The 24,916-nt window shown below is 40.1% G+C and carries 27 protein-coding genes; 17 read left to right on the top strand and 10 right to left on the bottom strand.

The genetic code is table 11. From position 1 onward, the window contains the following. The first annotated feature begins 1 nt into the window (after position 1). Positions 2–550, top strand: coding sequence for a hypothetical protein (locus tag DUT71_RS18085; protein ID WP_113663954.1), 549 nt, complete (start codon positions 2–4; stop codon positions 548–550). Positions 551–553: 3 nt separating this feature from the next. Continuing rightward, positions 554–964, top strand: coding sequence for a hypothetical protein (locus DUT71_RS18080; protein ID WP_113663953.1), 411 nt, complete (start codon positions 554–556; stop codon positions 962–964). A gap of 116 nt (positions 965–1,080) precedes the next feature. Here the strand turns inward: DUT71_RS18080 and DUT71_RS18075 are convergent, their stop codons facing one another. After that, positions 1,081–1,803 (bottom strand): head GIN domain-containing protein, encoded by a 723-nt coding sequence (locus DUT71_RS18075; RefSeq protein WP_113663952.1) that lies wholly within the window; start codon positions 1,801–1,803, stop codon positions 1,081–1,083. Between the two features lie 125 nt (positions 1,804–1,928). On the opposite strand from DUT71_RS18075, the gene DUT71_RS18070 reads away from it, so the two are divergent. Beyond that, on the top strand, positions 1,929–2,438 hold the full coding sequence (locus DUT71_RS18070; protein WP_113664006.1) for a phosphoribosyltransferase family protein: 510 nt from the start codon (positions 1,929–1,931) through the stop codon (positions 2,436–2,438). Between the two features lie 254 nt (positions 2,439–2,692). Here the strand turns inward: DUT71_RS18070 and DUT71_RS18065 are convergent, their stop codons facing one another. Next, entirely contained in the window at positions 2,693–3,649 is a 957-nt protein-coding gene (locus tag DUT71_RS18065; RefSeq protein WP_113663951.1) for a Fic family protein, read from the bottom strand. 93 nt (positions 3,650–3,742) lie between these two features. Here DUT71_RS18065 and DUT71_RS18060 point away from each other — a divergent pair, with 93 nt between their 5' ends. From DUT71_RS18060 to DUT71_RS18050, 3 genes are all read left to right on the top strand, one after another. Continuing rightward, positions 3,743–4,591 (top strand): 4-hydroxy-3-methylbut-2-enyl diphosphate reductase, encoded by an 849-nt coding sequence (locus tag DUT71_RS18060; protein WP_113663950.1) that lies wholly within the window; start codon positions 3,743–3,745, stop codon positions 4,589–4,591. Between the two features lie 172 nt (positions 4,592–4,763). After that, the gene (gene hemH / locus DUT71_RS18055) at positions 4,764–5,774 is read left to right on the top strand and encodes a ferrochelatase (RefSeq protein ID WP_113663949.1); all 1,011 of its coding nucleotides are present in this window, start codon (positions 4,764–4,766) and stop codon (positions 5,772–5,774) included. Beyond that, on the top strand, positions 5,774–6,385 hold the full coding sequence (locus tag DUT71_RS18050; RefSeq protein ID WP_113663948.1) for an HAD family hydrolase: 612 nt from the start codon (positions 5,774–5,776) through the stop codon (positions 6,383–6,385). Before hemH ends, DUT71_RS18050 begins: the two co-directional genes overlap by 1 nt. Here DUT71_RS18050 and DUT71_RS18045 read toward each other — a convergent pair. Then, positions 6,382–7,593: a 3-deoxy-D-manno-octulosonic acid transferase gene (locus DUT71_RS18045; RefSeq protein WP_113663947.1), complete on the bottom strand. Its 1,212-nt coding sequence runs from the start codon at positions 7,591–7,593 to the stop codon at positions 6,382–6,384. The two genes, DUT71_RS18050 and DUT71_RS18045, sit on opposite strands and share 4 nt — an antisense overlap. Before the next feature lie 64 nt (positions 7,594–7,657). Between DUT71_RS18045 and DUT71_RS18040 the strand changes: the two genes are divergently transcribed. From DUT71_RS18040 to DUT71_RS18020, 5 genes are all read left to right on the top strand, one after another. Further along, on the top strand, positions 7,658–8,968 hold the full coding sequence (locus DUT71_RS18040) for a UDP-glucose dehydrogenase family protein (RefSeq protein WP_113663946.1): 1,311 nt from the start codon (positions 7,658–7,660) through the stop codon (positions 8,966–8,968). After that, the gene (locus tag DUT71_RS18035) at positions 8,968–9,957 is read left to right on the top strand and encodes a UDP-glucuronic acid decarboxylase family protein (RefSeq protein WP_113663945.1); all 990 of its coding nucleotides are present in this window, start codon (positions 8,968–8,970) and stop codon (positions 9,955–9,957) included. The genes DUT71_RS18040 and DUT71_RS18035 overlap by 1 nt, the downstream gene beginning before the upstream one ends. A 4-nt stretch (positions 9,958–9,961) precedes the next feature. Beyond that, positions 9,962–10,978 (top strand): UDP-glucose 4-epimerase GalE, encoded by a 1,017-nt coding sequence (gene galE / locus DUT71_RS18030; protein ID WP_113663944.1) that lies wholly within the window; start codon positions 9,962–9,964, stop codon positions 10,976–10,978. Between the two features lie 5 nt (positions 10,979–10,983). Beyond that, the gene (locus DUT71_RS18025) at positions 10,984–11,553 is read left to right on the top strand and encodes a hypothetical protein (RefSeq protein ID WP_113663943.1); all 570 of its coding nucleotides are present in this window, start codon (positions 10,984–10,986) and stop codon (positions 11,551–11,553) included. Positions 11,554–11,629: 76 nt separating this feature from the next. Next, positions 11,630–12,337, top strand: a complete 708-nt coding sequence (locus DUT71_RS18020) for a tyrosine-protein phosphatase (protein ID WP_240186981.1) — start codon at positions 11,630–11,632, stop codon at positions 12,335–12,337. 129 nt (positions 12,338–12,466) lie between these two features. Here the strand turns inward: DUT71_RS18020 and DUT71_RS18015 are convergent, their stop codons facing one another. Both DUT71_RS18015 and DUT71_RS18010 read right to left on the bottom strand, forming a co-directional pair. Then, entirely contained in the window at positions 12,467–13,699 is a 1,233-nt protein-coding gene (locus tag DUT71_RS18015; RefSeq protein ID WP_113663941.1) for an ABC transporter permease, read from the bottom strand. A gap of 150 nt (positions 13,700–13,849) precedes the next feature. Further along, entirely contained in the window at positions 13,850–14,203 is a 354-nt protein-coding gene (locus DUT71_RS18010) for a HesB/IscA family protein (RefSeq protein ID WP_113663940.1), read from the bottom strand. Between the two features lie 93 nt (positions 14,204–14,296). On the opposite strand from DUT71_RS18010, the gene DUT71_RS18005 reads away from it, so the two are divergent. The 3 genes from DUT71_RS18005 (at position 14,297) to dnaA (ending at position 18,101) form a co-directional block, all read left to right on the top strand. Then, positions 14,297–14,830: a DUF7935 family protein gene (locus tag DUT71_RS18005; protein WP_113663939.1), complete on the top strand. Its 534-nt coding sequence runs from the start codon at positions 14,297–14,299 to the stop codon at positions 14,828–14,830. A gap of 101 nt (positions 14,831–14,931) precedes the next feature. Then, entirely contained in the window at positions 14,932–16,476 is a 1,545-nt protein-coding gene (locus DUT71_RS18000) for an acyl-CoA mutase large subunit family protein (RefSeq protein ID WP_113663938.1), read from the top strand. Between the two features lie 194 nt (positions 16,477–16,670). Beyond that, positions 16,671–18,101, top strand: a complete 1,431-nt coding sequence (dnaA, locus tag DUT71_RS17995; protein ID WP_113648507.1) for a chromosomal replication initiator protein DnaA — start codon at positions 16,671–16,673, stop codon at positions 18,099–18,101. A gap of 180 nt (positions 18,102–18,281) precedes the next feature. Here dnaA and DUT71_RS17990 read toward each other — a convergent pair whose 3' ends face one another. The 5 genes from DUT71_RS17990 to DUT71_RS17970 all read right to left on the bottom strand — a co-directional run bounded on the left by DUT71_RS17990 (position 18,282) and on the right by DUT71_RS17970 (position 21,332). After that, positions 18,282–18,836 (bottom strand): NUDIX hydrolase, encoded by a 555-nt coding sequence (locus DUT71_RS17990; protein ID WP_205313991.1) that lies wholly within the window; start codon positions 18,834–18,836, stop codon positions 18,282–18,284. 114 nt (positions 18,837–18,950) lie between these two features. Continuing rightward, positions 18,951–19,337: a hypothetical protein gene (locus DUT71_RS17985; RefSeq protein WP_113663937.1), complete on the bottom strand. Its 387-nt coding sequence runs from the start codon at positions 19,335–19,337 to the stop codon at positions 18,951–18,953. 77 nt (positions 19,338–19,414) lie between these two features. After that, complete coding sequence (locus DUT71_RS17980) at positions 19,415–20,191, bottom strand: TPM domain-containing protein (RefSeq protein ID WP_113663936.1); 777 nt, start codon at positions 20,189–20,191, stop codon at positions 19,415–19,417. A 41-nt stretch (positions 20,192–20,232) separates the two neighbouring features. Beyond that, positions 20,233–20,670 carry a TPM domain-containing protein gene (locus DUT71_RS17975; protein ID WP_113663935.1) on the bottom strand — a complete coding sequence of 146 codons (438 nt, stop codon included), beginning with the start codon at positions 20,668–20,670 and terminating at the stop codon, positions 20,233–20,235. An 80-nt stretch (positions 20,671–20,750) separates the two neighbouring features. Continuing rightward, positions 20,751–21,332, bottom strand: coding sequence for a LemA family protein (locus tag DUT71_RS17970; RefSeq protein ID WP_113663934.1), 582 nt, complete (start codon positions 21,330–21,332; stop codon positions 20,751–20,753). A gap of 181 nt (positions 21,333–21,513) precedes the next feature. Here DUT71_RS17970 and DUT71_RS17965 point away from each other — a divergent pair, with 181 nt between their 5' ends. The 3 genes from DUT71_RS17965 to DUT71_RS17955 are packed head-to-tail and all read left to right on the top strand — an operon-like array spanning position 21,514 to position 24,416. Then, positions 21,514–23,061 carry an NAD(P)/FAD-dependent oxidoreductase gene (locus DUT71_RS17965; protein ID WP_113663933.1) on the top strand — a complete coding sequence of 516 codons (1,548 nt, stop codon included), beginning with the start codon at positions 21,514–21,516 and terminating at the stop codon, positions 23,059–23,061. Between the two features lie 54 nt (positions 23,062–23,115). After that, complete coding sequence (locus tag DUT71_RS17960; protein WP_113664004.1) at positions 23,116–23,475, top strand: CoA-binding protein; 360 nt, start codon at positions 23,116–23,118, stop codon at positions 23,473–23,475. Positions 23,476–23,480: 5 nt separating this feature from the next. Beyond that, complete coding sequence (locus DUT71_RS17955) at positions 23,481–24,416, top strand: glycosyltransferase family 47 protein (RefSeq protein ID WP_113663932.1); 936 nt, start codon at positions 23,481–23,483, stop codon at positions 24,414–24,416. The last annotated feature ends 500 nt before the right edge of the window (positions 24,417–24,916 follow it).

Below are 24,916 nucleotides of genomic sequence, written 5' to 3'. Positions count from 1 at the left end.
GATGAAAAATTGCTGTTTTTTATTATTGTCGGTAACGGTTTTGCTGGCCTGCCAAAATAAGGAAACCAAAAAAATGGCGGTAACAAGTAAAACCTTTGTCATGGATGCCGATAAACAGCAGTTGGACACCGTGATACTCGGCCAGAAAGATACGGCGATCATTATAAAAGATAAACTGGATACGGCTGACACAGGAGGCCAAAAAGAGCGATATGAAATCAATATCATGTTCAGCAACAAAAAATGGCCAACGTTAAAATTTAGCAATGCTATTGGCGCAGATCTGTTTGTTGTTGACGATATTGACGGCGATGAAAAACCCGAATTATTGCTCAGGCCCGAATGGTTTAGCAGTTGCTGGGCAAGCATTAATCTTTTTAGTTTAAAAGAAGGTGCGTGGAAGCTCGTTAAAAAAGGCAGCATGTATTTCTGCGCAAATGAATATCCTTTATCCAGGAGAATAGAAAAGCAAGATGACAAATATTATCTGTTAACCGATACCTTGGCAGATGATCAATTTGTAATACAAAAAAAAGAAATTAAGTTTTAGTATATGGAATCTGAAGAGTTGTTGGGGAACTTAAATGCCAACGGTAATGAACCTAAACAAGAGAAAAAGCAAAGCCCATTGGTGAGTTTAGAAAAAGATTTGGCTTTTTATGCCGATTCTATCAAGGAAGTGTCGGTAGAAATTATGGTGGAAGGCATTTCCCAAGCGCCTATTTTTATTGCTCATCAACATGAAGTGAAAATTGGCGAAATGATTTTAAATAGGGAAGAGCTTAATACCAACTGGACAATCCAGGCTTCCACCCTCGAAGAATTTATTGAAAAAGGGATTGTTCATCCCGATAAAAAAGAGCATTTCCTGAAGAATTATAAAAAGCCCGAAGATTTTATGTGCGTTTTTGTAATAGTGCCCGAAGGAGCAAATTTTGTGTATTACCCTTATCCAAAAAAATAACGAACCCAATGCCGCATCCACGGCATTGGTTCTACTATTAACCAAACTAAAGTAGTTTGCTCTTGTAATAAAGGCCGGATTCTGTTATAGCACTATAGCCTGTTTTTGCGTGAATACTAATTGGCGTGGATAATATCTCCGCTTTTTGAATTAGATGTTTTTTTCAAAGAAGCGTTGCCTTTATAGGTGATGTCGCTACCACCGCTTGCTGCTGCGGTAAGCCCTTTGTTTACATAGATATCAACATCGGCCCCGCCGCTGCTGTTTACTTGCGCATAGTCTACTCTAAAGTCAAAAGCACTGATGTCACTGCCGCCACTAGCACTAATGCTCATGTTTTCGGCCGAACCTTTAAGCTCGATATCAGCGCCGCCGCTTACCGCGATTTTAATGTCCTTACAAACAAGGTTTAGTTTTACATCTGAACCACCACTTGCTGCTAGGGAAAATTTGTCGGTTTTTAACTGTCCATCAATATACACGTCGCTACCACCGCTGGCGGCCAAGGCGTTCAAATTTTTAAAGGTAACGTACACGTCTATGGACCTTCCTTTAAACAAACGCGACCAATTCACGCCCTCTTTGTATTTGATAGAAATGCTTCGGTCGTTTTTTTCAACCACCACATCCTTAATCACTTCTTCATCGCCTTTAATCACCAGGCTTTCAGTATTGCCCTGTTTCAAATGAAGGTTAATGCCACTGCTTACGCCTATACTGCTAAAATCGTTGACAGAAACCTGTCTGCTGCTTTGAGCAAATACTTTGGCACAGGTAAAACTGCTGAAAAGGAATAGGATAAATGTTAGATTGTTTTTAAGTGCTCGTAAATTTTTCATTGTTCAAGTGGTTTTGTATATAAGACGCTGTCAAATTACCAAACGTTGCGCCACAACTAAAAAAAAATGAATATTTGATATTGAGGCTTAAAATCGTTCTTTTGTAAATGCTAAAGCACCATAACATGCCCCAAAATCAAGTCCTTATTTTAGACAAAAAACAGATTCAGCAAAAAATCAATAGAATTGCTTACCAAATCCTAGAAGATAACCTAGATGAAAAGGAAATTATACTTGCTGGAATTTGGGACAGAGGCTATAAATTGGCCGTTAGACTACAACAAACCCTAAATGAAATTTCCGAATTTAAAACTACGCTGCTGCGTATAGATTTGGAAAAGCAGAGCAGTAAACTTGTTGCAAAAACCGATTTGCCCGAAAGTAACTGGAAAAATAAAGTCATTATCCTGGTAGATGATGTATTGAACAGCGGTAAAACCCTGGCCTACGGATTGGGCGTTTTCCTAAATACTCCCCATAAAAAAATCAGAACCGTGGTTTTGGTAGATAGAAGCCATAAGATATTCCCTATTGCTACGGATTTTGTTGGCTTAGAGCTGGCCACCATTTTAAAAGAGCATGTGGATGTGATTATGGATGTAGAAGGGGAAGAGGATAGGGTTTATTTAAGCTAGTTAATGAGGATTTGCGCCAAGCTTTTAGTGATTTTTCATGATCTCCACAGCCCTGGCAAAGTATCTTCAGTTCTACTGAAACCGGCCTTGGCCTGCCCGGGGTGTACAAATTAATCTCACTTGTTCCTTAAAAAAATATCCGCTATAATTTAAAACATAATGTAGCTGTGTGGTTATTTGCTTTTTAATAAATACAAACACATAGGAGCATAACCCTGTTCATTAATTAATGAAAGTTAGTCTTCCATCGAGGCCTACCTTTTTCTTTTTCGGTTAACCACATATTCTTTTACCGCTTCCTTGGTGGTAAGCCAGTTTTTGCCTTCTTTATAAGCATCTATTTTGCCTTGCCTTGCCAATAAGCTAACATATTCCTGGCCGTAAGGAAAGCTTGGCTCAGAAACAATACTTGAAATCGGTTCATAATCATCGTAGCTTTTACCTGGTAGTGAATTGACGTACATGTTTAAAGATCGTTCAGTTGCCTGAAGCATCAGCAAGCAAAGCTTATGGTAGCTTCCTTTGTTTGCCTGATTAAGCGCCTCATAGTACTTCTTCCTGTCATTTTTAAGGATAATTGCGGGCGGAAATCCCTTTCGCATCAATAAAAGGTTCATCGCTAAACGAACCGTGCGGCCGTTCCCATCAAAAAAAGGATGTATCCAAACTAATTTGTGATGAAACAAGGTAGCTAAAACAAGCTCGTTTGCATTGATAGGATTGGTATTGACAAAAGAAACCAATTCATCAAAAAGATCTGGAACTATTTTAGCATTTGGAGGTGTGAAGTTTGCGCCAACAATACGAACACCACCGTTTCTCAACCTGCCGGCAAATTCATCTTCAATATTTTTTAAGATATAGCCATGCAGGTTTAAGATATCAATGCTTCTCAAAGTATAGGCGGGGTTTACTAAGCCATATAAATAATCTATCGCTTTTTCGTGATTAACTACCTCAAAATGCTCTCTTAAAGATTTGCCTCCAACAGTAATTCCTTCTTCCAAAATAAGCTGGGTTTCTCGAAGGTTGAGGGTATTGCCTTCAATACTGTTCGAGTTATAGGTCCATTCAAGGTTAAGTTGATCCTTTATTTTTTGCAATACTGTGTTAGGCAAAGGCCTCGATTGGTCAATCTTTGCCTTTTTTTCATATAACCGTTCTATTTGCGGCTTTAGTTCTTCTAAATCGTCTAGGTTAAAGTCCCACATCTCCGTAATATCGTTAACAAATATATGACTATTATCCGATATTAAAAATTTTATATAATTTAAACTTCTTCTGCGTACCTTTGTATATTCATGATGAGCTATAATTTAAAAGTTACCATAGATAAGTCTTCGGGTTTTTGTTTCGGGGTAGTTTATGCCATTGATATGGCCGAGGATATTCTGGACACGGAAAACTACCTGTACTGTTTGGGTGATATTGTTCATAATGATGAAGAGGTAGAACGTTTGAAAGCTAAGGGGCTGAGGATCATCGATCATGAAAAGCTTAAGGAACTGCACAACGAAAAAGTGTTGATCAGGGCTCATGGCGAAGCACCATCTACCTACGAACTGGCTTTGGCAAATAATTTAACCTTAATTGATGCTTCTTGTCCCGTGGTGCTCAAATTACAGAACCGTATCAAAAACTCTCACGACGATGACGAGCAGATTTTGATTTTTGGTAAGCACGGCCATGCAGAGGTAATTGGCTTGCAGGGGCAAACCGATGGCAAGGCATTGGTTTTTATGGATATCGCTGAGCTAGACAATGTAGCGCTTCCAAATAAATTCACGCTGTATAGCCAAACCACTAAAAGCGTAGACAAGTTTTATCAGATCAAAGATGAGCTGATCAAAAGAGGTTACGAAGTAAAGGCCAATGACACGATCTGCAGGCAAGTTTCCAATCGTTATGAGGAACTGGAGCAATTTGTGAAGCACTTTGATAAGATCATATTCGTTTCAGGGAAAAAATCCTCCAACGGAAAAGTGTTGTACGACGTATGTAGGAAATACAACAACCAGTCTTATTTTATTTCAAATGTTGAGGAACTGGATAAAGAATGGTTTCAGCCAAATGACCGTGTGGGCATTTGTGGAGCAACATCAACACCCATGTGGCTCATGGAAAAAGTAAAAGCCCAAATTGAATCTTATTAAATGTTCCAGCTGAAATGTTGTTTCAACGCTGTAAAGTTTAAAATCTGAAACGCATGATCAGCTGAAAACTGCCAACTGAAAACTTTTTTGTGTCTCTTCTGTGTCTTAAAATCTAAAATCGTACGGCTAAAATCCCAAATCAAGTTATATTTGCGGCAAAATAGAAAAATTAATGGCCAAGAAAGGAATATTGCTAGTTAACCTGGGCACACCAGATAGTCCTGAAGTTAAAGATGTCAGAAAATATCTTGATCAATTTTTGATGGATGAACGTGTAATTGATATTCCTAAACTGAATAGGATACTATTGGTTAAAGGAATAATCGTGCCTTTCCGCAGTCCAAAAACTTCAAAACTCTATCAAAAAATATGGGATGAAAAAGGCTCGCCTTTGTTGTATTATAGTGAGCAGCAAGCCAAAATGCTACAAGATAAACTTGGTAGCGAATATCAGGTAGAACTGGCCATGCGCTATCAAAGCCCTTCCATCGAAAGCGCCCTAGAAAATTTAAAGAAGGGCTTGGTGAGCAGCATTAAAGTTATTCCGCTATTTCCCCAGTATGCCTCAGCAAGTACGGGTTCTGTAATACAACTGGTGATGGAGCTATTGAGCAAATGGCCTACCATACCACCGGTGTCTTTTGTAAACTCATTTCACGACAATGATCTCATGTTGGAGATATTTGCCGACAATGCCAGAAAACACGGTGTGGAGAACTATGATCACATATTGTTCAGCTTCCATGGTTTGCCACAAAGGCAAATGACCAAATCAGACCATACAGGAAAGTATTGTTTAAAGGTAAATAACTGCTGCGAAAATTATAATAATGCCAATAAATTCTGCTATTCGGCCCAATGCCATAATACCGCAAAACTATTGGCAGAAAAACTGGGCCTGGCACGTGAAAACTATTCAGTTTGCTATCAGTCGCGTTTGGGAAAAGAACCTTGGATACAGCCCTATACTACAGATGTGTTGAAGAAATTGGCCGCTGAAGGCAAAAAGCGCCTTTTGGTGTTCAGCCCGGCTTTTGTGGCCGATTGCTTGGAAACCATTTACGAGATTACCGTGGAGTATAACGAAGAATTTAAAGAGCTTGGTGGGGAGCACGTACAGCTGGTAGAAAGCTTAAATACAGATGAAAGATTTATTGAAGTTTTAGCCGAAATGTCGATGTAATGGATAGTAAACATTTAGAAAAACTTGAATTTTTAACCAAAAGAACCGAAGGCGAATATCAGGCTTTCTTATATGATTGCGATGGTACTTTAGCTGATAATATGTTGGCACATAAATTAGCTTACGAAGAAGTTGCCGCAAATTATGGCGTGGGTTTAGATTTGAACATGGTAGATGAATTTGCCGGTATGCCAACCGTGCTTTTTGCCCAAGAAATTACCAAGAGATATGGCGTGCCATTACCCGACACTTTTGCAAGCGAAAAATCTCAGATTTTTATCGATAAATATATTGAACAAACCCAACCTATTTCATACGTTGCAGAACACCTGAAAAACCATGTGGGCAAAGTTAAAATTGCCGTGGTTTCTGGAGGAAGCAGAAAAACGGTTACCAAAACGCTAACCGTGCTTGGACTGGTTGATTTGATAGACGTAATGGTCTGTGCAGGGGAAACCCCCAAAGGAAAACCTGCGCCCGATCCGTTTTTAGCAGCTGCGGAGGCGCTTGGGGTAGATCCTAAAAAATGTATCGTTTTTGAAGATGCAGAGCTAGGGGTACAAGGTGCCATTGCCGCCGGGATGGACTGGGTACGTGTAGACCAAATCTAATCCCCAAAAATTTTTTTGATAATCATTTCGGTGGCGCCCTTTTTGCTAGCTACGAAATTCTTGGCCAACATTCCGCTTTCCTGTTGTACGTAATGATCAAAGGCGGTGGAAAGTTCTTCGGTATTGCTGATGCTTTTTGCAGCACCAATTTCGATCAAATCCTTAGCTTCTTGGAATTTATGGTAATTTGGCCCAAATATCACCGGAAGGCCAAATGCCGCGGCTTCCAAGGTGTTGTGTATGCCTACCCCAAAACCACCACCGATATAAGCAATTTTACCATATTGATATAATGAAGAAAGCATCCCGATATTGTCAATAACCAATATTTGGGATTTAAGCTCCATATTTGAATTGATTGCAGAGAATTTCAGGGCATTTGGAAACAAATCAAAAATGGTGTTCAGGTGCCCTTCGTGGATTTCATGCGGCGCAATAACGATCTTCCAATTGGGGTTTTTTGCCGCCAAGCCAACCAACAATTTTTCGTCTTCTGGCCAGGTGCTACCGGCAATTAGCACAGGCGATTTGCCGCAAAATGCTTCAATAATTGGTAGCTTTTTCGGCGCTTGCGCATTTTCGTAAACACGGTCAAATCTGGTATCTCCGCTAATAGCAACATTGTTGATGCCAATACCCTTTAATAAAGCCGCACTTTCTTCGTTTTGTACAAAAAAATGCGTCACGCATCCTAGCACATTTCTGTAAAAACCACCATACTCTTTAAAGAAAACCTGGTTAGGCCTAAAAATGCCGGATATAATATAAAGTGGGATGTTCGCGTTGGCCAAGGTGCGAAAGTAGTTTGGCCAAAATTCATATTTGGTAAAGATGGCCATTCTAGGATTTACCAAAGCAATGAACTTTTTAGCATTGGATATGGTATCCAAGGGCAGATAATAGATGCCGTCGGCCAATGTGTAGTTTTTCCTGATCTCATATCCAGATGGGGAAAAGAAGGTTACGATTATTTTTTCGTTAGGTTTTAGCACTTTGATGTTTTCAAGTACCGGGCGCCCCTGTTCAAACTCACCTAACGAGGCAAAATGAAACCAGATGGGTTGGTCGTTGGGGTTAAACTTGGCCGAAATATGCCTGAAAATTTGTTTTCGCCCATTTACAAAAAGTTTAGCTTTAGCATTAAAAAGCGATGCCAATCTTACCAGAAGGCCATAAATTAACATACTAATGTTGTAAAGCCAATACATATTGCTGCATAATTTATTATCTTCGTCGAAGATAGATATTAATGTTAAAAACACTCCAAAATATATGAAGATAGCTGTAATTGGTACGGGTTACGTAGGTTTGGTAACGGGTACTTGTTTGGCCGAAACAGGTAACAATGTGATTTGTGTAGATATTGTTGAAGAAAAAGTAAACAAGATGAAAGCAGGGCAGTTACCTATTTACGAACCTGGCCTAGATGTACTTTTCCATCGTAATATTGCACAAAATCGATTGTCTTTTACAACCAATTTAGCTGAAGCGATAAAAGACGCTCAAATTATTTTTATGGCTTTGCCTACTCCTCCGGGAGGTGATGGCGCAGCAGACCTTTCTTACATCTTAGGAGCCGCTAAAGATATTTCCAAGTTAATTACCGATTATAAGGTCATTGTGAATAAATCTACCGTGCCAGTAGGTACAGCGGATAAGGTAGCGGCTGTTTTTGCGGCAAATACCAACGTAGAGGTTGATGTAGTGTCCAATCCGGAGTTTTTGCGAGAAGGTGTTGCCGTAGACGATTTTATGAAACCAGATCGTGTAGTGATTGGAACTACCAGCGAAAAGGCAAAAAAGCTAATGGGCGAATTATATGCGCCGTACGTTCGCCAGGGAAACCCAATTTATTACATGGACGAACGCTCTTCGGAACTAACTAAATACGCAGCCAACTCATTTTTAGCGACCAAAATCACTTTCATGAACGAAATTGCCAACCTGTGCGAAATTGTAGGTGCCGATGTGGACATGGTGCGTAAGGGGATTGGTTCCGACGATAGAATTGGCAAAAGATTTCTGTTCCCTGGAATTGGCTACGGCGGTAGCTGTTTCCCTAAGGACGTACAGGCTTTAGAAAAAGCAGCTGTTGAGCATCAATACGATTTTAAGATTTTAAAAGCCGTAATGGATGTGAACGAAAAGCAGAAAACTGTTTTAACAGAAAAAGTGCTGAAATATTTTAAAGGCGATGTAAAAGGCAAAAAATTTGCACTTTGGGGCTTGGCTTTTAAGCCAGAAACGGATGATATCCGCGAAGCGCCGGCGCTGTATATTATTAATGATCTGTTGGCTGCAGGAGCAGAAGTTACCGCTTTTGATCCAGAAGCAATAGCGAATGTTAAAGCATTGATTGGTGATAAAATCAACTACGCAAACGATCAATATGAAGCTTTAGAAGGGGCAGACGCGTTATTGATCGCTACAGAGTGGTCGGTATTCCGTAATCCGGATTTCGAAAAAATGGAAGACACCCTAAAAAATAAAGTAGTTTTTGATGGACGTAATTTATTTGACCTCCAAAAGATGATAGATCTGGGATATTATTACAACAGTATTGGCCGCAAAATTATTAGCTAATGGAACGTAAAAGAGTATTAATTACCGGCGCCGCTGGGTTTTTAGGTTCGCACTTGTGTGATAGATTTATCAAAGAAGGTTGTCACGTGATTGGGATGGATAACCTGATCACAGGTGACTTGCAAAATATCGAACACCTGTTCAAGCTGGAAAATTTCGAATTCTACCATCACGATGTTTCCAAGTTTGTCCATGTTCCGGGAAAACTAGATTACATCCTGCATTTTGCCTCGCCCGCAAGCCCTATCGACTATTTAAAAATTCCAATTCAAACCTTAAAAGTAGGCTCGTTGGGTACGCATAACTTGTTGGGATTGGCCCGAGCCAAGGGAGCCAGAATGCTCATTGCCTCCACATCTGAAGTTTACGGTGATCCAAATGTAAATCCTCAGCCTGAAGAGTATTGGGGCAATGTAAACCCAGTTGGCCCCCGAGGGGTGTACGATGAGGCCAAGCGTTTCCAAGAAGCTATTACCATGGCCTATCATACATTTCATGGTGTAGAAACGCGTATCGTACGTATTTTCAATACTTATGGTCCTCGCATGCGCCTCAACGACGGAAGAGTTTTGCCCGCATTTATTGGCCAGGCATTGAGGGGCGAAGATTTGACAGTTTTTGGAGATGGCAGCCAAACACGTTCATTCTGTTATGTCGATGATTTGATCGAAGGTATTTATCGCTTGCTGCAATCTGATTATGCCAGTCCGGTGAATATTGGAAACCCCGACGAGATTACCATCAAACAGTTTTGTGAGGAAATCATCAAATTAACCGGAACTGATCAAAAAATTATTTATAAACCCTTGCCACAGGATGATCCGAAGCAGCGCAGGCCAGATATCACCAAGGCCAAACAACTGCTGAACTGGGAGCCGAAAATCAATAGGGCAGAAGGTTTGAAAATTACCTATGAGTATTTCAAATCACTTTCGGCAGAGGCATTAGCCAAAATAGAACACAAAGACTTTACCACTTACAATAAATAGGCACATGGCAAAAATATTGGTTACTGGAGGCATAGGTTACATCGGTTCACATACAGTAGTAGAATTGCATAACGCAGGCTATGAAGTGTTGATTGTGGATAACCTATCGAACTCTAGCATCAAGATACTTGATCAATTACATAAGATTACCGGCAAATATCATGAATTTGTTGAGTTGGATTTACAGGATACTTTTGCGGTAAACAACTTTGCTGAGCAACATTCCGATATTGATGGGATTATCCATTTTGCGGCATATAAGGCAGTTGGCGAATCGGTGCGAGAGCCTTTAAAATACTACAAAAACAACTTCTATAGCTTAATCAATCTCCTAACTGCATACCCAAAGACTAATTTTGTTTTTTCGTCTTCCTGTACGGTTTATGGTCAGCCTGATCACTTGCCGGTAACAGAGGACAGCCCAGTTAAAAAAGCAGAGTCTCCGTACGGAAACACCAAGCAAATAGCTGAGGAAATTTTGGAGGAAACGGCAAAAGTAACCCCTGGGCTGAATGTCATCGCCCTGCGTTATTTTAATCCTGTAGGTGCGCATAAAACGGCTTTAATTGGCGAGTTGCCAAATGGTGTTCCACAAAACTTAGTCCCTTTTATTACCCAATCTGCTATTGGAAAAAGAGGGGCAATCCAAGTTTTTGGAGATGATTACGATACTCCAGACGGCTCTGCCGTTCGTGATTATATCCACGTGGTTGATTTGGCAAAAGCACACGTAGCTGCCGTGAAAAGGTTAGAAGACGGAAAAGTAAATGGTTACGATGTTTTCAATTTGGGAACGGGAAAAGGTTCGTCGGTTTTGGAAATCATCCACGCATTTGAACAATCTACCGGTGAGAAATTAGATTATCAAATTGCTCCCAGAAGGGAGGGCGACGTAGAAAAAACCTATGGCGACGTTACCAAGTCTAAAAATGTTTTAGGCTGGCAAACAGAGCTAGATTTAAACGAAATGATGCGTTCTGCTTGGGAATGGGAAAAATACCTTCGAGATAATCCGTTTTAGATAAAATGAAACTTAGCGAGCACAAAGATCTGAAGAAAGAAATCTTGGCCTTGCCTGTAAAGGAGAAAGACAAACTACTTTTACGCTTGGTGGCCAAGGATAAGGTGCTTACTGAGCATTTACATTTTTTGTTGTTAGAAGATGAAAGCAACCTTAAAGATAGGGTTGCTTTTATTAAAAATGAAATCAATGTGGTACTGGATGAGCTAAATATTACGCCAAAAACCAGTGCAAAGGACACCCTGATACTGCTTCGCAAACTCGCTAAGCAAATAAATCATTTTTATAAGGTTACCAAGGCCGATTTCGAGGAGTTGGAATTGAAACTTTTGATGTTTAACCTCGCTCCTATGACTTTTAGATATAAGGTTTACGCTTTGTCTAAAAATCATGAACAATTACTGGCAAATTATGTGGTAAAAGCCATTTTGATGTTGCTGCGTAAGTTCGAAAAACTACACGAAGACTTACAATTTGATCTGAAAGAAGAATTAAACACGCTGCTCGGCAAAGTGTACAAAAGCTATATTTCGAAAACGGCCGCTGATTTAGGCCTGCCCAAGAATATCTATTAATGACTTTGACCATTTATTTTTAACTTTTTACTTTTAACTTCACAACGTGTTTGGTCTGTTTAAAAAGCGAAATAAATTGCCCGAAATCGATTTTTCTTCGATAGGGACTGACATGCATTCTCATCTTATTCCTGGAATTGATGATGGAGCACCTAATTTGGAGGCTTCATTGGCAATGGCAAGAAAGTATGTGGAAATGGGTTTCAGGAAAGTAATCGCTACCCCGCACGTCATGGCCGATTTTTATAGGAACACTCCTGATAGCATCCTTAAAGGCCTGGATATTTTAAGGGAGGGCCTGTTGCAAAGCCAAATTGATTTGGAGGTAGAAGCTGCAGCAGAATACTATTTGGATGAAACCTTTTTCAATAAGCTGGCCAAGAAACAGGTATTGGGTTTCGGGAACAATTACCTGCTGTTTGAACTATCGTACATTAATCAGCCCCCTAATCTAATTGAGGTGCTTTTTAAGATCCAAGATGCAGGTTTTTATCCCGTGTTGGCTCACCCTGAGCGCTATCCCTATTATCACGGGAGTATCGAAAATTACCAGCAAATAAAAGATAGTGGCTGTTTTTTACAGCTTAACACCATTTCGCTAACAGGTTATTACGGTAAAAACGTAAAAAAAGCAGCAGATAATTTGGTTGATCAGCGCTGTATTTCATTTTTGGGCAGCGATATGCACCATTTAAGACATGCAAAAGCGTTAGAAGAAAGCCTCGGTTTGTCGAGAGTGGAAGAGATGCTGAAACAAGGCCAGCTGAACAACCTGCTGTTATAATTTTGACGGGAGCACTAGCTTAATGCTTTGCGTTAAAAAAATAGCTGCAAAGGAAATAAGAGCATCGCAAAGTAAGCATTTACCGCTAACGATTATTTTTACTGGAGATGCTCTGAAAATCTTAAAAGATTACTCGTAACGTAAAGCCTCTACCGGATCAAGTTTTGAGGCCTTTTGTGCCGGATAATAACCAGAAATCACGCCCACCAAAACGCATAAGGCCAAGCCTAATCCTATAAAAAGCCAGGGGATAATAAAGCCACCTCCCATTACTAAGGAAATGATATTGCCTATGGCAATGCCCAATAATATGCCAAGTACACCACCTAATAAACAAATTACCACAGCCTCAATAAGAAACTGTCTCCTAATTACGGCAGGATTTGCACCAATGGCTTTCCGGATACCTATTTCCCGGGTACGCTCTGTAACGGATACCAACATGATATTCATTAGTGCAATAGAGGCGCCCAGTAGTGTAATTACCCCAATGGCTACACCTCCAATAACTACAACCTGTAGGTTTTCCATTAAAGTTTGGGCAACGGCATCGCTTTTGGTAATTTCGAAATTATTGGCTTCGCCGATCTTTATTTTTCTGATACTTCTAAAAGTAGAGGTAGATTCGCCAATTACATTGTCCACCAGATCTGCGTTGGGAACCAACACCGTAATGGTATAAGAAGGGTTGGCATTGGCATTAATTACCTTGGCCTTAAATAATGGTACGTAAACTGCCCTATCTACATTGGCGCCCATACTGGAACCTTTGGCAGCCAATACGCCCACAACCCTTAATCGATTGTTGCCGGCATTAATTACCTTATCTAGCGGATCACTGTCCTTAAATAGAGTTTTGGCAATTTCCGAGCCTATTACACAAATATTAGGCCCACTTAAAGATTCGGCGTTATTGAAATTTCTGCCTTGGCCCAATTCTAAACCTTGTGCAGCAAGCCCATTTTCATCAATACCACGGATGTTGATATTAGGATTGGTTTTTTCCTGCCCATATTTTACGGTAGCTCCGTTACTGGCAAAAACGCTAATGGATACGCTTGCCGGTGCGTTTAATCTCTCCTTAAACTTTAAGGCATCTTCATACCTGATGGGCTTGTAACTTTTGGGTCTTTGCCCAGGCCCGCCAATGCGGATGTTGGTCCCGCGGTTTCTGATGGTGAATGCATTAGCGCCCATACTAGAAAAAGCATCAGTCATTTTTTTCTCTATCGCATCAATGGTGGTTAATATGCCCACTAAGGCCGAGATACCAATGGCAATGATAAGTGCGGTAAGAAAAGTACGCAAACGGTTACTTTTAATGGATTGCATCGCTAGTCGTACGTTTTCTCTATAATTCATCTTGATATTTAGATAGTTTGATCAGATATAAGTAATGGCTTATTACAATATTACAACCTTGGGGCTTATGTCGTTCATCTTTAATCGTAAAAATAAAAAGTCCCGCTGTTAAGACAACGAGACCTTTTAAAATGTTACAATATTTTTTGTTTATACAGAAAAGCTTGTGCCACAACCACAAGTGCTAGCTGCATTAGGGTTGTTAAAAGTAAAGCCTCTGGCATTTAAGCCATCTTGCCAGTCTATTTGCATGCCCAAAAGGTACATTTGGTGGGCCTTGTGCATAAACACTTTAATGCCCTCAATGATAAACTCTTGGTCACCTTCTTTTTTTTGGTCAAAACCTAAAACGTAGTTCATGCCGGAGCAGCCGCCGCCCTCAACGCCAACTCTCAATCCAAAATCATCCGCAATTTCTTGTTGGTCTTTTAGTTTTATCAGTTCTTTAACAGCTCCTTCGGTAAAGGTAACAGGTGCAAAGCTAGTTTCAACGGTATTACTCATCTTATTTACAATTATGACAGACAAATATAAATATTTATGTACATTTTTGCCTGTCGTAAGGGCTAATATTACGATGCATAAACAAAACTTAGAATGGACTTAAGTAAATTTCTTTTAAACTCGGCAAGCTTAGCGGCAGGTGGGACATTTATCGTAATAGTGGCCTATTACATGGTGAGGAATGACATCGTGAAATTTTTGGCTCAGAGAAGGAATGTAGCTGTGCCAACCGATGATAAAGGTAATGTATTGAATTTGCGTTTACAGGCGCATGAACGGATGATCATTTTTGTAGATCGAATCAATCCTTCTAATCTGCTCTTGAGGTTGCATCAGCAAGGCATAGAGGTAGGCGCACTACAAGTAATGGCCATCAATGAAATCAAGACCGAGTTTCAACATAACATTACGCAACAGCTTTACATAGAGGCAACTACCTGGGATGCCGTCCGTAAATTGAAAGACGATACGATTGCGATGATAAACAATGCCGTGAAAAAATTGCCCGCCGAAGCATCAGGCAGGGAATTGAGCAAAAAGGTACTCAACTATATGAGCGAGATCGAAGAGAACCCTTACGAATTGGCTATTGGCTTAATTAAGCAAGATATACACCAATTGTTTTAACAGGATATCGATCGTTTGAATGGGCATTTGGTTAATTGAAGCCGTTCCAACGATGATTTGACAAACCGTCAATTAACCACTAACCAAATACCATTTAAACCATGGACAAAAAACATACCACCACATCTGGAATAGCAATAAAGGATGTGTATACTACTGCGCCAAAAAATGAGGAGCTGCCAGGCCAGTTTCCCTTCACCAGGGGTATACAGAAAGACATGTACCGCGGCAGGTTGTGGACCATGCGCCAATATGCTGGCTTTTCTACCGCCGAAGAATCCAATAAACGGTACCATTATTTGTTAGCGCAAGGAACCATGGGGCTATCGGTAGCTTTTGATTTGCCTACCCAAATTGGTTACGATTCTGATGATGACATGGCCGAGGGAGAGGTAGGGAAGGTTGGCGTAGCCATTGATTCGTTAAAGGATATTGAAATTCTGTTTGATGGGATAACGCTACAACAGATCACCACTTCCATGACCATTAATGCCACGGCATCTATCTTATTGGCCATGTATATTGCTTTGGCAAAAAAACAAGGTGCCGACTTGAAACAAATATCGGGAACAATACAGAATGATATATTAAAGGAATATGCGGCCAGGGGCACTTATATCTATCCGCCCAAAGCATCCATGCGTATCATTACCGATATTTTTGAATATTGTAGTAAAGAACTGCCAAAGTGGAATACCATCTCCATTTCCGGATATCATATTCGCGAAGCAGGTTCTACAGCAGTACAGGAATTGGCGTTTACCTTGGCTAACGGCAAGGCCTATTTAAATGCCGCACTTCAAAAGGGATTGGACATTAATGTGTTTGCCAAGCGCCTGTCTTTCTTTTTCAATTGCCATAATAACTTTTTCGAAGAGATTGCAAAGTTTAGGGCAGCCAGGCGCATGTGGGCCCATATTACCAAAAACCTGGGCGCTACTGATGAAAAGGCCATGATGCTACGTTTCCACACGCAAACCGGGGGATCAACACTTACAGCGCAGCAGCCTTTAAATAATGTCATCAGGGTTTCTAATCAAGCTTTGGCGGCCGTTTTAGGAGGCACACAATCTTTGCATACCAACGGTTATGATGAAGCTTTGTCTTTGCCAACAGAAGCCGCTGCTAAAATCGCCTTGCGCACTCAACAGGTTATAGCCTTTGAAAGTGGCGTTACAGATACGGTAGATCCGTTGGCAGGCTCCTATTTTATTGAAACCTTAACTGACGAGATCGAAGCGGCCGCCAAGACCTATATTGATAAGATAGATGTGATGGGCGGCTCGGTAAATGCCATCGAAAATGGTTATATCCAACAGGAAATTGCCAATGCTTCCTATGAGTATCAAAAAGAGGTGGAGAATGGCGAGCGCATTATTGTTGGGGTAAATAAATTCACTCAAAAGGAAGAGCGTTTTGACGAGGTGTTTAATATCGACGAATCCATCAGGACGATACAGATAGAGAAGCTGAAAAAGCTAAAAGCCGAACGAAATAATGAAGCCGTAGCCAAGGCGCTTTTGGATTTGAAAAATGCTGCGGCTGGAAATGAAAATTTGATGCCTTTTATCTTGCTTGCTGTCGAAGAATATGCTACCTTAGGAGAAATAGCTAATTGCCTCAGAGAAGTGTTCGGAGAGTACTAAAAAGGGTGTGGAAAAATAGTTATTAACATTAATGATTGAGGTGGGCTCGTATATGCTGTTGCAGTTGAAGTAGTTACAAAATAATTCAAAAAAATATTCGGAATGTTGATAATTTTTTCAATATTCGAAGTCTCGAAAGTGCGCATTCAAAACGCACCTATTAGGACTGAAAACCAATAAATTATAGAAACGATATGGAAAAAACTTGTACAGAAGTGTGGAATAGCTGTCTCCAAATTATTAAGGATAATATCCCGAATCAAAGTTTCAAAACTTGGTTCGAACCGATATCAGCCCTTAAGTTAGAAGGCAAGGTTTTGACCATACAAGTACCTAGTTTATTTTTCTACGAATGGCTTGAGGAACATTATGTTGGTTTGCTCAGAAAAACGGTAAAGAAGCAGTTGGGAGATGAGGGTAGGTTGGAGTATAACATCGTGGTTGATAAATCGTCGAACACAGGTTCCCCATATACTACGAATATGCCGTCAAACGGGAATGGTGCAGAGGCAAAAACACAGTCGATGCCAATCCCAGTATCTATCAATAAGGACATTAAAAATCCGTTCATTATCCCTGGATTAAAAAAGCTGAACGTAGACCCTCAGCTAAATCCTAATTATACTTTTGATAATTACATCGAAGGAGATTGCAACCGTCTTGCCCGCTCGGCAGGTTATGCGGTAGCCGCAAAACCAGGGGGCACCTCCTTTAATCCTTTAATGATTTATGGCGGTGTGGGTTTAGGCAAAACGCACTTGGCCCAAGCTATTGGTAACGAAATTAAACGTAGCGTACCCGATAAACTGGTGATTTATGTTTCTTGTGAAAAATTCTGCCAGCAATTTGTTGACTCCCTAAAAAATAATACCATCAACGACTTTGTGAACTTTTACCAGGCCATGGATGTAATTATCATGGACGATGTGCACAACTTTGCAGGTAAGGAAAAAACGCAGGATATTTTCTTTCATATCTTCAACCACTTACATCAGTCAGGAAAACAGATCATTTTAACTTCTGATAAAGCGCCTAAAGATTTGGCCGGTTTAGAGGAAAGATTGTTGAGCCGTTTTAAGTGGGGGCTATCAGCAGATTTGCAAGTGCCAGATTTGGAAACCCGTGTGGCCATCCTTAAAAAGAAAATGTATGCCGATGGTATCGAACTTCCAGGAGAGGTAATTGAATACGTAGCGCACAATATCGACAATAACGTACGTGAGCTAGAAGGAGCAATGGTTTCATTGTTGGCACAATCTACCTTGAATAAGAAAGACATTGATTTAGCGTTAGCTAAACAGATGCTGAAGAACTTTATTAAAAATACCTCAAAAGAAATTTCGATGGAATACATACAGAAATTGGTTTGCGAGTATTTTGAAGTACCTGTAGAAATGGTGAAATCGCAAACACGTAAACGCGAAATCGTGCAGGCTCGCCAAATATCGATGTACCTGTCTAAAAGCCATACTAAATCCTCTCTAAAAACCATTGGCGCTTTCTTTGGCGGTAGAGACCACTCTACTGTAATTTACGCTTGCCAAACCGTTGAAGATTTGATTGAAACAGACAAGAAATTTAAAGCTTACGTGAACGATATTCAGAAAAAACTGAAAATGAGCTAAGCCTTAAGATATCCCTGAAAAAGTCCCGAACGTTCGGGACTTTTTTATTTAATGCTTGGTCGTTATCAATTGATAAAAGCCATCTTTCAGAAAGCAAAGAAGACGCCTATTTTAAAAAGGCCATTGAAGTCGTTAATAAAAAACGAAGCGCTCCTTAGCGGGATAAGGAGTGCTTAATGGTTAGGCATATTGCTCTTGTAAAGCTGCCAATCCGTAAAATAAAGCGGCAGTATGTAAAGATTGATCAATTTTGTTGTCTTTTAGTAATTGCTTTACTTCATCAATGCTATAAAGCTCAACATTTAAAATTTCATGTTCATCTAAATGCTGTTCGTGGGTTTTTACACCACCTTTTAACAAATATGTAAAGGTTTTATTGGTTGATGTTGCTGGATTGGGGTATAAGGTTGCAATCAATTCGCAAGTTTCAAAACTATAACCAGTTTCCTCTAACAACTCCCTTTTGATAGCTACTTCTGGTGCCTCGCCATCATCAATTACACCTCCAGGTATTTCTAAGGAAATAATATCTGCCGCAAAGCGATATTGGCGAACGAAGATCATCTGATTATCTTTGGTAAGTGCCACGGCATTTACCCAATTAGGATACTCCAATACGTAGTAATCATCTTTAATCGTTCCGTTTTGAAGTTTACAGGTATCCACCCTAAGGGTAGCCCATTTTTCCTGCACTAAATATTTTGAGGCAAGCTTTTGCCATTTTTGTATTTCCATGTTGTATAATTCAAAAGTTAAAGGTAAAAATTAAAAAACTTGGGTTGGTTCTAAAAGCATCAGAACCAGCATTAACTTTGGCGTCTTGAATTTTTACTTTTGAATTTTGCCTTTTTAGAGGTATCGTCGGATAATTTCCTGCCTGTGAAAATTAACCAAATGCACAATCTTATGTTTTTCGGCCAAAACTTTATAGATGAGATTCAATCGCGGAGCAATCATGGCATTTCGTTCAGGGCTAATGCCAAGGTCATAATAAAGGAACTCACTAAGAGAATCCAGTTTTTCGGCAGGAAGGTCCGCATCGTTCAGCCAATTTTCAAACACCGCAAGGTTACTGTCTTCTAAAATAGCGGGCGATAGTTTAAATGAATGTTCCATCGTTTCGTTAAAAAGCTCATTAGCCTTTGCTAAATCTCCTTCAAGTTTCAGTCCCATAATCTTGGCTAAAACTTGGGCAAGCTTTTCTATCTCAGCAGTAATTAAATCTTTTCTGTACATTTCCTAGTTTAAAATGTTTGAAGGTTGTCATATTAGGGGCAGTGTTAAATCGTAAAAACTAAAATCGTAATTCAGTTTTACCAGCTCCCGCTACTTCCGCCACCGCCAAAGCTTCCGCCTCCAAACCCACCAAAGCCGCCACCTCCGCTTCCGCCACCGAAACCACCGCCAAAGCCCCCGCCAGAATTACCACGGCCACTGCCAAACAATAAGCCCCAGAAAAGTGCTTCAGAAACACCACGGCCACCAATCACTTGACCACCGCCGCCGCCGCCCCCTCGTTTAAGAAGTAGGATAACCACTACGATGATAATTAATACAATGATGCCCGATCCCGCACCGCCAACACCTTTTTTGCTTTTGGGCCTGTCGTTTTTGTACTCACCTTTAATCAGTGAAATGATTGAATTTGTGCCAGCTTCAATACCTTGATAATAGTTGCCTTCTTTAAAAAAGGGCTTGATATCGTTCTCTATGATCCTTTTGGTATAGATGTCGGGTAGTGCGCCCTCTAGTCCATAACCTGTTTGGATGGACATTTTACGGTCGCCAAGAGCAATCAACAATACAACACCGTTGTTTTTTTGTTTTCCACCCACACCCCATTTTCGGCCAAGTTGGTAAGCATATTCGTTAATATCGTAATCTCCAACGGATTTAAGGATAACTACGGCAATTTGGTTCGAGGTCGAATCGTCAAACGCCACCAACTTTCTTTCCAAGTTGGCAATTTCGCCAGCAGATAAGGTGTTGGTATAATCGTTAACCAATGTGCCCGGTTTTTGAGGAAACTCCTGGGAAAAACCAAATGCAGCCGATAAAAGCAAGGTTATTAAAAGAAATATTCTTTTCATACTTATTGTAAGTAGGTGATGATGGATAAGTTCAAAACGCCCTAAGGCTGTTGGTCTATAAAGACAATTTCATTAGGCAATTCGTTTACATCATCATTTTTATGAGGGAAAAATGTAGATAGTTTTTCGCCAGCCAGTGCAATTCCTGCAATAATGCCATCACAAAGATTGCCCGACATAAAATGAGCTTTCATCGCTGTTTTGGTAGTTTCCCAAAAATCGGAAGGAACCAGGTTGTTGATTCCACTATCGCCAATAATGGCAAATTTATGATCTTCGGTTGCGAGATAAATCAGCACACCGTTATGCTGCGAAGTTTGGTCCATCCCCAATTCGTGGAAATAAACCGTAGCCCTTTCATAAGCATCGCCTTTGCAATGTTTCTCCACGGCAATTCTTATCTCGCCAGAAGTAGCTTTTTCTGCTTCTGTAATAGCGTTAGCAATTAGTTCCTGTTCTTTGGTAGTGAAAATAGACATCGGATTAAATAAAAATTAAGGGTAATGTATGCTTAAACAATGTAAGATATACATTACCCTATAAAATGGTTGCTTTATAACTAAAATTCTACTTTTGGAGCATTTTGAGCACCAGCATCAGCTTTGAAAGGTGCCTTTTGCGAAAAGCCGAACAATCCAGCTGTAAGGTTATTAGGGAACGACCTAACTTTGGTATTGTAAACCTGTACGGCATCGTTATAATCTTTACGGGCAACGGTAATTCTGTTTTCAGTGCCTTCCAGCTGTGCGGATAAGTCTCTGAATTGATCAGTAGCTTTTAATTGAGGATAATTTTCAGTAAGTACCATTAAGCGGCCCAAAGCTTGTGTGATTTGTCCTTGTGCAGCTTGGTATTTTTGGATATTGTCTTCATTCAGCTTATCGGGATCTATAGTAATCTGACTCGCTTTGCTGCGTGCTTCAATTACCGCAGTTAAGGTTGATTCTTCAAATTTAGCAGCACCTTTAACCGTATTTACCAAATTGGGAATTAAATCAGCCCTGCGTTGATATTGTGTTTCAACATTGCTCCAGCTTGTTTTTACGGTTTCATCAAGTTTTACCAAACTGTTGTAGCCACAGCCGCTAAACAAAGCCAGCAAAAGCACAATCGCAACAATTCCAATGATAACTTTTTTCATGTTATTTCTTTTTTAGGTTTTCTATTTATGCTTAGATATCAATCTTCGTTCCTTGTTACCAAAACAAACAAAAAACTGACAACTTGCCATATTTTACAACAAGATAAGCATAAAAACAATCTTACCATCAAGCTAATTTGCTAATTTTGCAGTGTTCGGGATAAAAACTCGACTCACCCTTATGCAAAAAGATATTGAAATAACCCTTCCTCCCCATGAGGTTGCCAATGAAAAAGCAATTTTCGAAACGCTTTCAAAAAGCCTGAAAATAAGTCGCGATCAAATTAAAGACTTTAAAGTCCTTAAAAGATCCATTGATGCCCGCTCCCGAAAAGTGGTTTACCGCATGCAGGTGAGAGTTTTCATCAATGAAAATTACATTCCAGAAGAAATTTCTTTTAAATATCCCAAAATAGGCGATGATAGAAAGGTCATCATTGTTGGGGCGGGGCCAGCGGGCTTGTTCGCAGCTTTGCAGTGTATCGAGAATGGCTTGAAGCCAATTGTGGTAGAAAGAGGAAAAGATGTAAAGCAACGGCGTAGAGATTTGGCCGCCATCAATAAGCAGGGCCTGGTAAATACCGAGTCTAATTATTGTTACGGTGAAGGTGGAGCGGGAACCTACTCAGATGGTAAATTGTATACCAGATCTAACAAACGCGGCGATATTAATAAAGTATTGCAAATTTTTGTGCAACACGGTGCCGATGAAGACATCATGATTGATGCCCGCCCGCATATTGGCACCAATAAATTGCCACATATTATTACAGCCATTAGGGAAACCATTTTGGAAGCAGGAGGAGAAGTGCTTTTCGACTCAAAACTCACTGACTTGGTCATTAGAGATGGTGCAGTCCGGGGAATCATCGTCAACCACGAACAAGAAATAGTTGCCAACTCGGTTATCTTGGCCACTGGGCACTCGGCAAGAGATATTTATGAGTTGTTAAATAGCAAGAATATCCTAATTGAAGCCAAGCCCTTCGCTTTGGGAGTTAGGATAGAGCATCCACAAAATGTGATAGATCAAGCGCAATATCACTGCGACGTGAGAAGCGAGTACTTGCCGCCAGCTTATTATAGCCTGGTAGAGCAGGTTAAAAACCGGGGAGTCTTTTCATTTTGTATGTGTCCAGGCGGGATTATTGCCCCCTGTGCAACTGGATTGGATGAAATCGTGGTCAATGGTTGGTCGCCCTCAAAACGAAATAACCCCTATGCCAATTCAGGGACTGTGGTTCAGGTTACCTTAGAAGATGTTCAAGGCTATGATCCTTTAAGGATGCTCAACTTTCAGTCCGAGATTGAACAACTGGCATTTGAAGCTGGGGGAGGAAATTTGGTGGCACCCGCACAGCGGATGATCGATTTCGTAGAAAATAGATTATCTATTGACTTGCCAAAAAACTCGTACCTGCCAGGAACAAAAAGCGTAATGCTCGACAATGTCCTGCCAGAATTTGTTTCCAAAAGCTTACGTTCTGCACTGCCATTGTTTGGCAGGAAGATGAAAGGTTATTACACCAATGAAGCCATTTTGGTGGGTGTCGAAAGCAGAACCTCCTCTCCAGTTCGCATACCACGAGATAAAGAGACATTTCAGCACCCGCAAATAAAAGGACTTTATCCTTGTGCCGAAGGCGCAGGATATGCCGGGGGAATTGTTTCAGCAGCTATAGATGGCGTCAACTGTGCTAATGCCATTTTAAATCAAGATAAACATTAACCCGGGCAAAGTCGTTATCAATGCAGTTCTAAAACCTGCTGTACAATGAAAAGAATGAAAAAGACATTAATTATAGGAGCAAGTCCAGATCCAAACAGATATGCTTATAAAGCGGCTCACATGTTAACCAGTAAAGGCCATCAAATTGTTAATATTGGAATAAAAAATGGGGCAGTGGCTGGAGCGGAAATAGAAAAACCAGGTGCCATCTATCATGATATAGATACCATTACATTATATATAGGACCGGCAACCCAACCACAATATTTTGATTATATTGTTGCCACAAAGCCAAAAAGAGTGATTTTTAATCCAGGAACTGAAAATGAGGCCCTGGAAGAATTGCTAGAACAGCATCAAATTAAATATACAGAAGCTTGCACCTTGGTACTATTAAGCACAGGACAATACTAACATAAATGGAAACCATCACACCTATTAAAATATATCATGCCGAACCATTACACGGTACACTCTTTTTTATTGCTCAAAGCAGTACCTACCAGCCCGCATCCTTAGAAGACTGTGAATTGGTCCTATATCATGATCTCTATAAAGATGCCAGACAAGTTGGGAAATTTCTTAGGCAGATTTCCGAAAAATACAAGCCCTCAGGGAAAAGAGTGCTCATCTTTATCATGCTCGATGATGAAAACGATTACGGACATTTCGATAATTTGATTTTACTACGGGTAAGCGCAAGAGCAAGCAAATTGAGAAGTCATGAAATTATGCTGCCTTATCTATGGGAAGGGAAGGAGGAACCCTATCCCTTGTCTCCAAAAAGTCAATTGCCTGTTGTTGGCTTTTGTGGATTGCTTTCTAAACACAGAAAGAAACTGGTCAACGTATTCCTAAAAAACAAACAAATTACCAGTGATTTTTTAGTGAGAGAAAAGTTTTGGGGAGGCAAGCCACACGATCAATCTTTGATCAACGAGTTTTTTGATAATATAGAGCATACCCAATTTACATTATCTAATAGGGGGGCAGGTAATTTTTCGATGCGATTTTACCAAGTACTTTCCTGTGGGAGGATACCCGTGCTGGTAAACACCAATATGCTATTGCCTTTTTCGGATAAAATTGCTTGGAATGAAATCCTCGTTTTTGAAGATGATGAGGAAACATGTTTGCAACGTACCTTGCAAATACATAAACAAGACCTAACACAAAAGCTACAACTAAAATGTAGGCAAGTTTATGACGATTTTCTATCGCCAAAAGTATATTTTTCGCAATTGATCGCAGAAATCAGACAAAAATCATTGCTTCAGGTACATCAAGAGCAAAAAAACAAGGCGCCCTTTAGTGGCCTAGCCAATCAGTTATATAAGAAACTATTTAAAGCCTAGGTAGTTTTAACTTGGTTTCAAGCTCCTTATTTATATACTGATATACGCACGGCTATCAGGAATTTTCCAAATAATAAGATAACCACCCGCCTCGATGATGTAACAATACGTGCCAACGAGCTTTCCGTTCATTCCCTGTTTTTAGCTTAAATTGGATAAATAAACTAATGTAAAAGCGGCAATATAAATACCATTCTTAAGGGTTTTAAACGCTATTTTAAATAGAACACTTTTTTTTCTGGTTGTTTTACAGTGCTTTGTGTGTTTTTATGCAAGAAAAGTTAGTTTTTGTATTGTGGATGCAGAAGTATTTCCTACCTTTGCACTCCGCTACGGAGGTAACGAACAAAGGAAAGAAAGAAAAGAGAGGTTGATTTTTGAAATAAGGGAAACAAAGTCTGCAAACGTTTCGAAGTCTTTTAAGAAGTCTGAAAAAAAATAAAAAAAAGTTTGCACAGAAGAAAAAGTTTCCTACCTTTGCATTCCCAAACGAAACGGGA

Source organism: Pedobacter nanyangensis, assembly GCF_003313505.1.
Taxonomy (GTDB): Bacteria; Bacteroidota; Bacteroidia; order Sphingobacteriales; family Sphingobacteriaceae; genus Pedobacter; species Pedobacter nanyangensis.
Note: the sequence above shows the minus strand (reverse complement) of the source record. Positions and strands in the feature narration are given on the sequence as shown.

Bases quoted from the DNA above. Each gene is read 5' to 3' on its own strand.
- DUT71_RS18000 (WP_113663938.1), top strand. From the start codon at position 14,932: ATGGACAAAAAACATACCACCACATCTGGAATAGCAATAAAGGATGTG.
- DUT71_RS17955 (WP_113663932.1), top strand. From the start codon at position 23,481: ATGGAAACCATCACACCTATTAAAATATATCATGCCGAACCATTACAC.
- DUT71_RS18075 (WP_113663952.1), bottom strand. From the start codon at position 1,803: ATGAAAAATTTACGAGCACTTAAAAACAATCTAACATTTATCCTATTC.
- DUT71_RS18015 (WP_113663941.1), bottom strand. From the start codon at position 13,699: ATGAATTATAGAGAAAACGTACGACTAGCGATGCAATCCATTAAAAGT.
- DUT71_RS18025 (WP_113663943.1), top strand. From the start codon at position 10,984: ATGAAACTTAGCGAGCACAAAGATCTGAAGAAAGAAATCTTGGCCTTG.
- DUT71_RS18065 (WP_113663951.1), bottom strand. From the start codon at position 3,649: ATGTGGGACTTTAACCTAGACGATTTAGAAGAACTAAAGCCGCAAATA.
- DUT71_RS18070 (WP_113664006.1), top strand. From the start codon at position 1,929: ATGCCCCAAAATCAAGTCCTTATTTTAGACAAAAAACAGATTCAGCAA.
- DUT71_RS18040 (WP_113663946.1), top strand. From the start codon at position 7,658: ATGAAGATAGCTGTAATTGGTACGGGTTACGTAGGTTTGGTAACGGGT.
- DUT71_RS18085 (WP_113663954.1), top strand. From the start codon at position 2: ATGAAAAATTGCTGTTTTTTATTATTGTCGGTAACGGTTTTGCTGGCC.
- DUT71_RS17990 (WP_205313991.1), bottom strand. From the start codon at position 18,836: ATGGAAATACAAAAATGGCAAAAGCTTGCCTCAAAATATTTAGTGCAG.
- DUT71_RS17960 (WP_113664004.1), top strand. From the start codon at position 23,116: ATGAAAAAGACATTAATTATAGGAGCAAGTCCAGATCCAAACAGATAT.
- galE (WP_113663944.1), top strand. From the start codon at position 9,962: ATGGCAAAAATATTGGTTACTGGAGGCATAGGTTACATCGGTTCACAT.
- dnaA (WP_113648507.1), top strand. From the start codon at position 16,671: ATGGAAAAAACTTGTACAGAAGTGTGGAATAGCTGTCTCCAAATTATT.
- DUT71_RS18080 (WP_113663953.1), top strand. From the start codon at position 554: ATGGAATCTGAAGAGTTGTTGGGGAACTTAAATGCCAACGGTAATGAA.
- hemH (WP_113663949.1), top strand. From the start codon at position 4,764: ATGGCCAAGAAAGGAATATTGCTAGTTAACCTGGGCACACCAGATAGT.
- DUT71_RS18005 (WP_113663939.1), top strand. From the start codon at position 14,297: ATGGACTTAAGTAAATTTCTTTTAAACTCGGCAAGCTTAGCGGCAGGT.
- DUT71_RS17970 (WP_113663934.1), bottom strand. From the start codon at position 21,332: ATGAAAAAAGTTATCATTGGAATTGTTGCGATTGTGCTTTTGCTGGCT.
- DUT71_RS18045 (WP_113663947.1), bottom strand. From the start codon at position 7,593: ATGTATTGGCTTTACAACATTAGTATGTTAATTTATGGCCTTCTGGTA.
- DUT71_RS18050 (WP_113663948.1), top strand. From the start codon at position 5,774: ATGGATAGTAAACATTTAGAAAAACTTGAATTTTTAACCAAAAGAACC.
- DUT71_RS17975 (WP_113663935.1), bottom strand. From the start codon at position 20,670: ATGTCTATTTTCACTACCAAAGAACAGGAACTAATTGCTAACGCTATT.
- DUT71_RS18035 (WP_113663945.1), top strand. From the start codon at position 8,968: ATGGAACGTAAAAGAGTATTAATTACCGGCGCCGCTGGGTTTTTAGGT.
- DUT71_RS18060 (WP_113663950.1), top strand. From the start codon at position 3,743: ATGAGCTATAATTTAAAAGTTACCATAGATAAGTCTTCGGGTTTTTGT.
- DUT71_RS18010 (WP_113663940.1), bottom strand. From the start codon at position 14,203: ATGAGTAATACCGTTGAAACTAGCTTTGCACCTGTTACCTTTACCGAA.
- DUT71_RS17985 (WP_113663937.1), bottom strand. From the start codon at position 19,337: ATGTACAGAAAAGATTTAATTACTGCTGAGATAGAAAAGCTTGCCCAA.
- DUT71_RS17965 (WP_113663933.1), top strand. From the start codon at position 21,514: ATGCAAAAAGATATTGAAATAACCCTTCCTCCCCATGAGGTTGCCAAT.
- DUT71_RS17980 (WP_113663936.1), bottom strand. From the start codon at position 20,191: ATGAAAAGAATATTTCTTTTAATAACCTTGCTTTTATCGGCTGCATTT.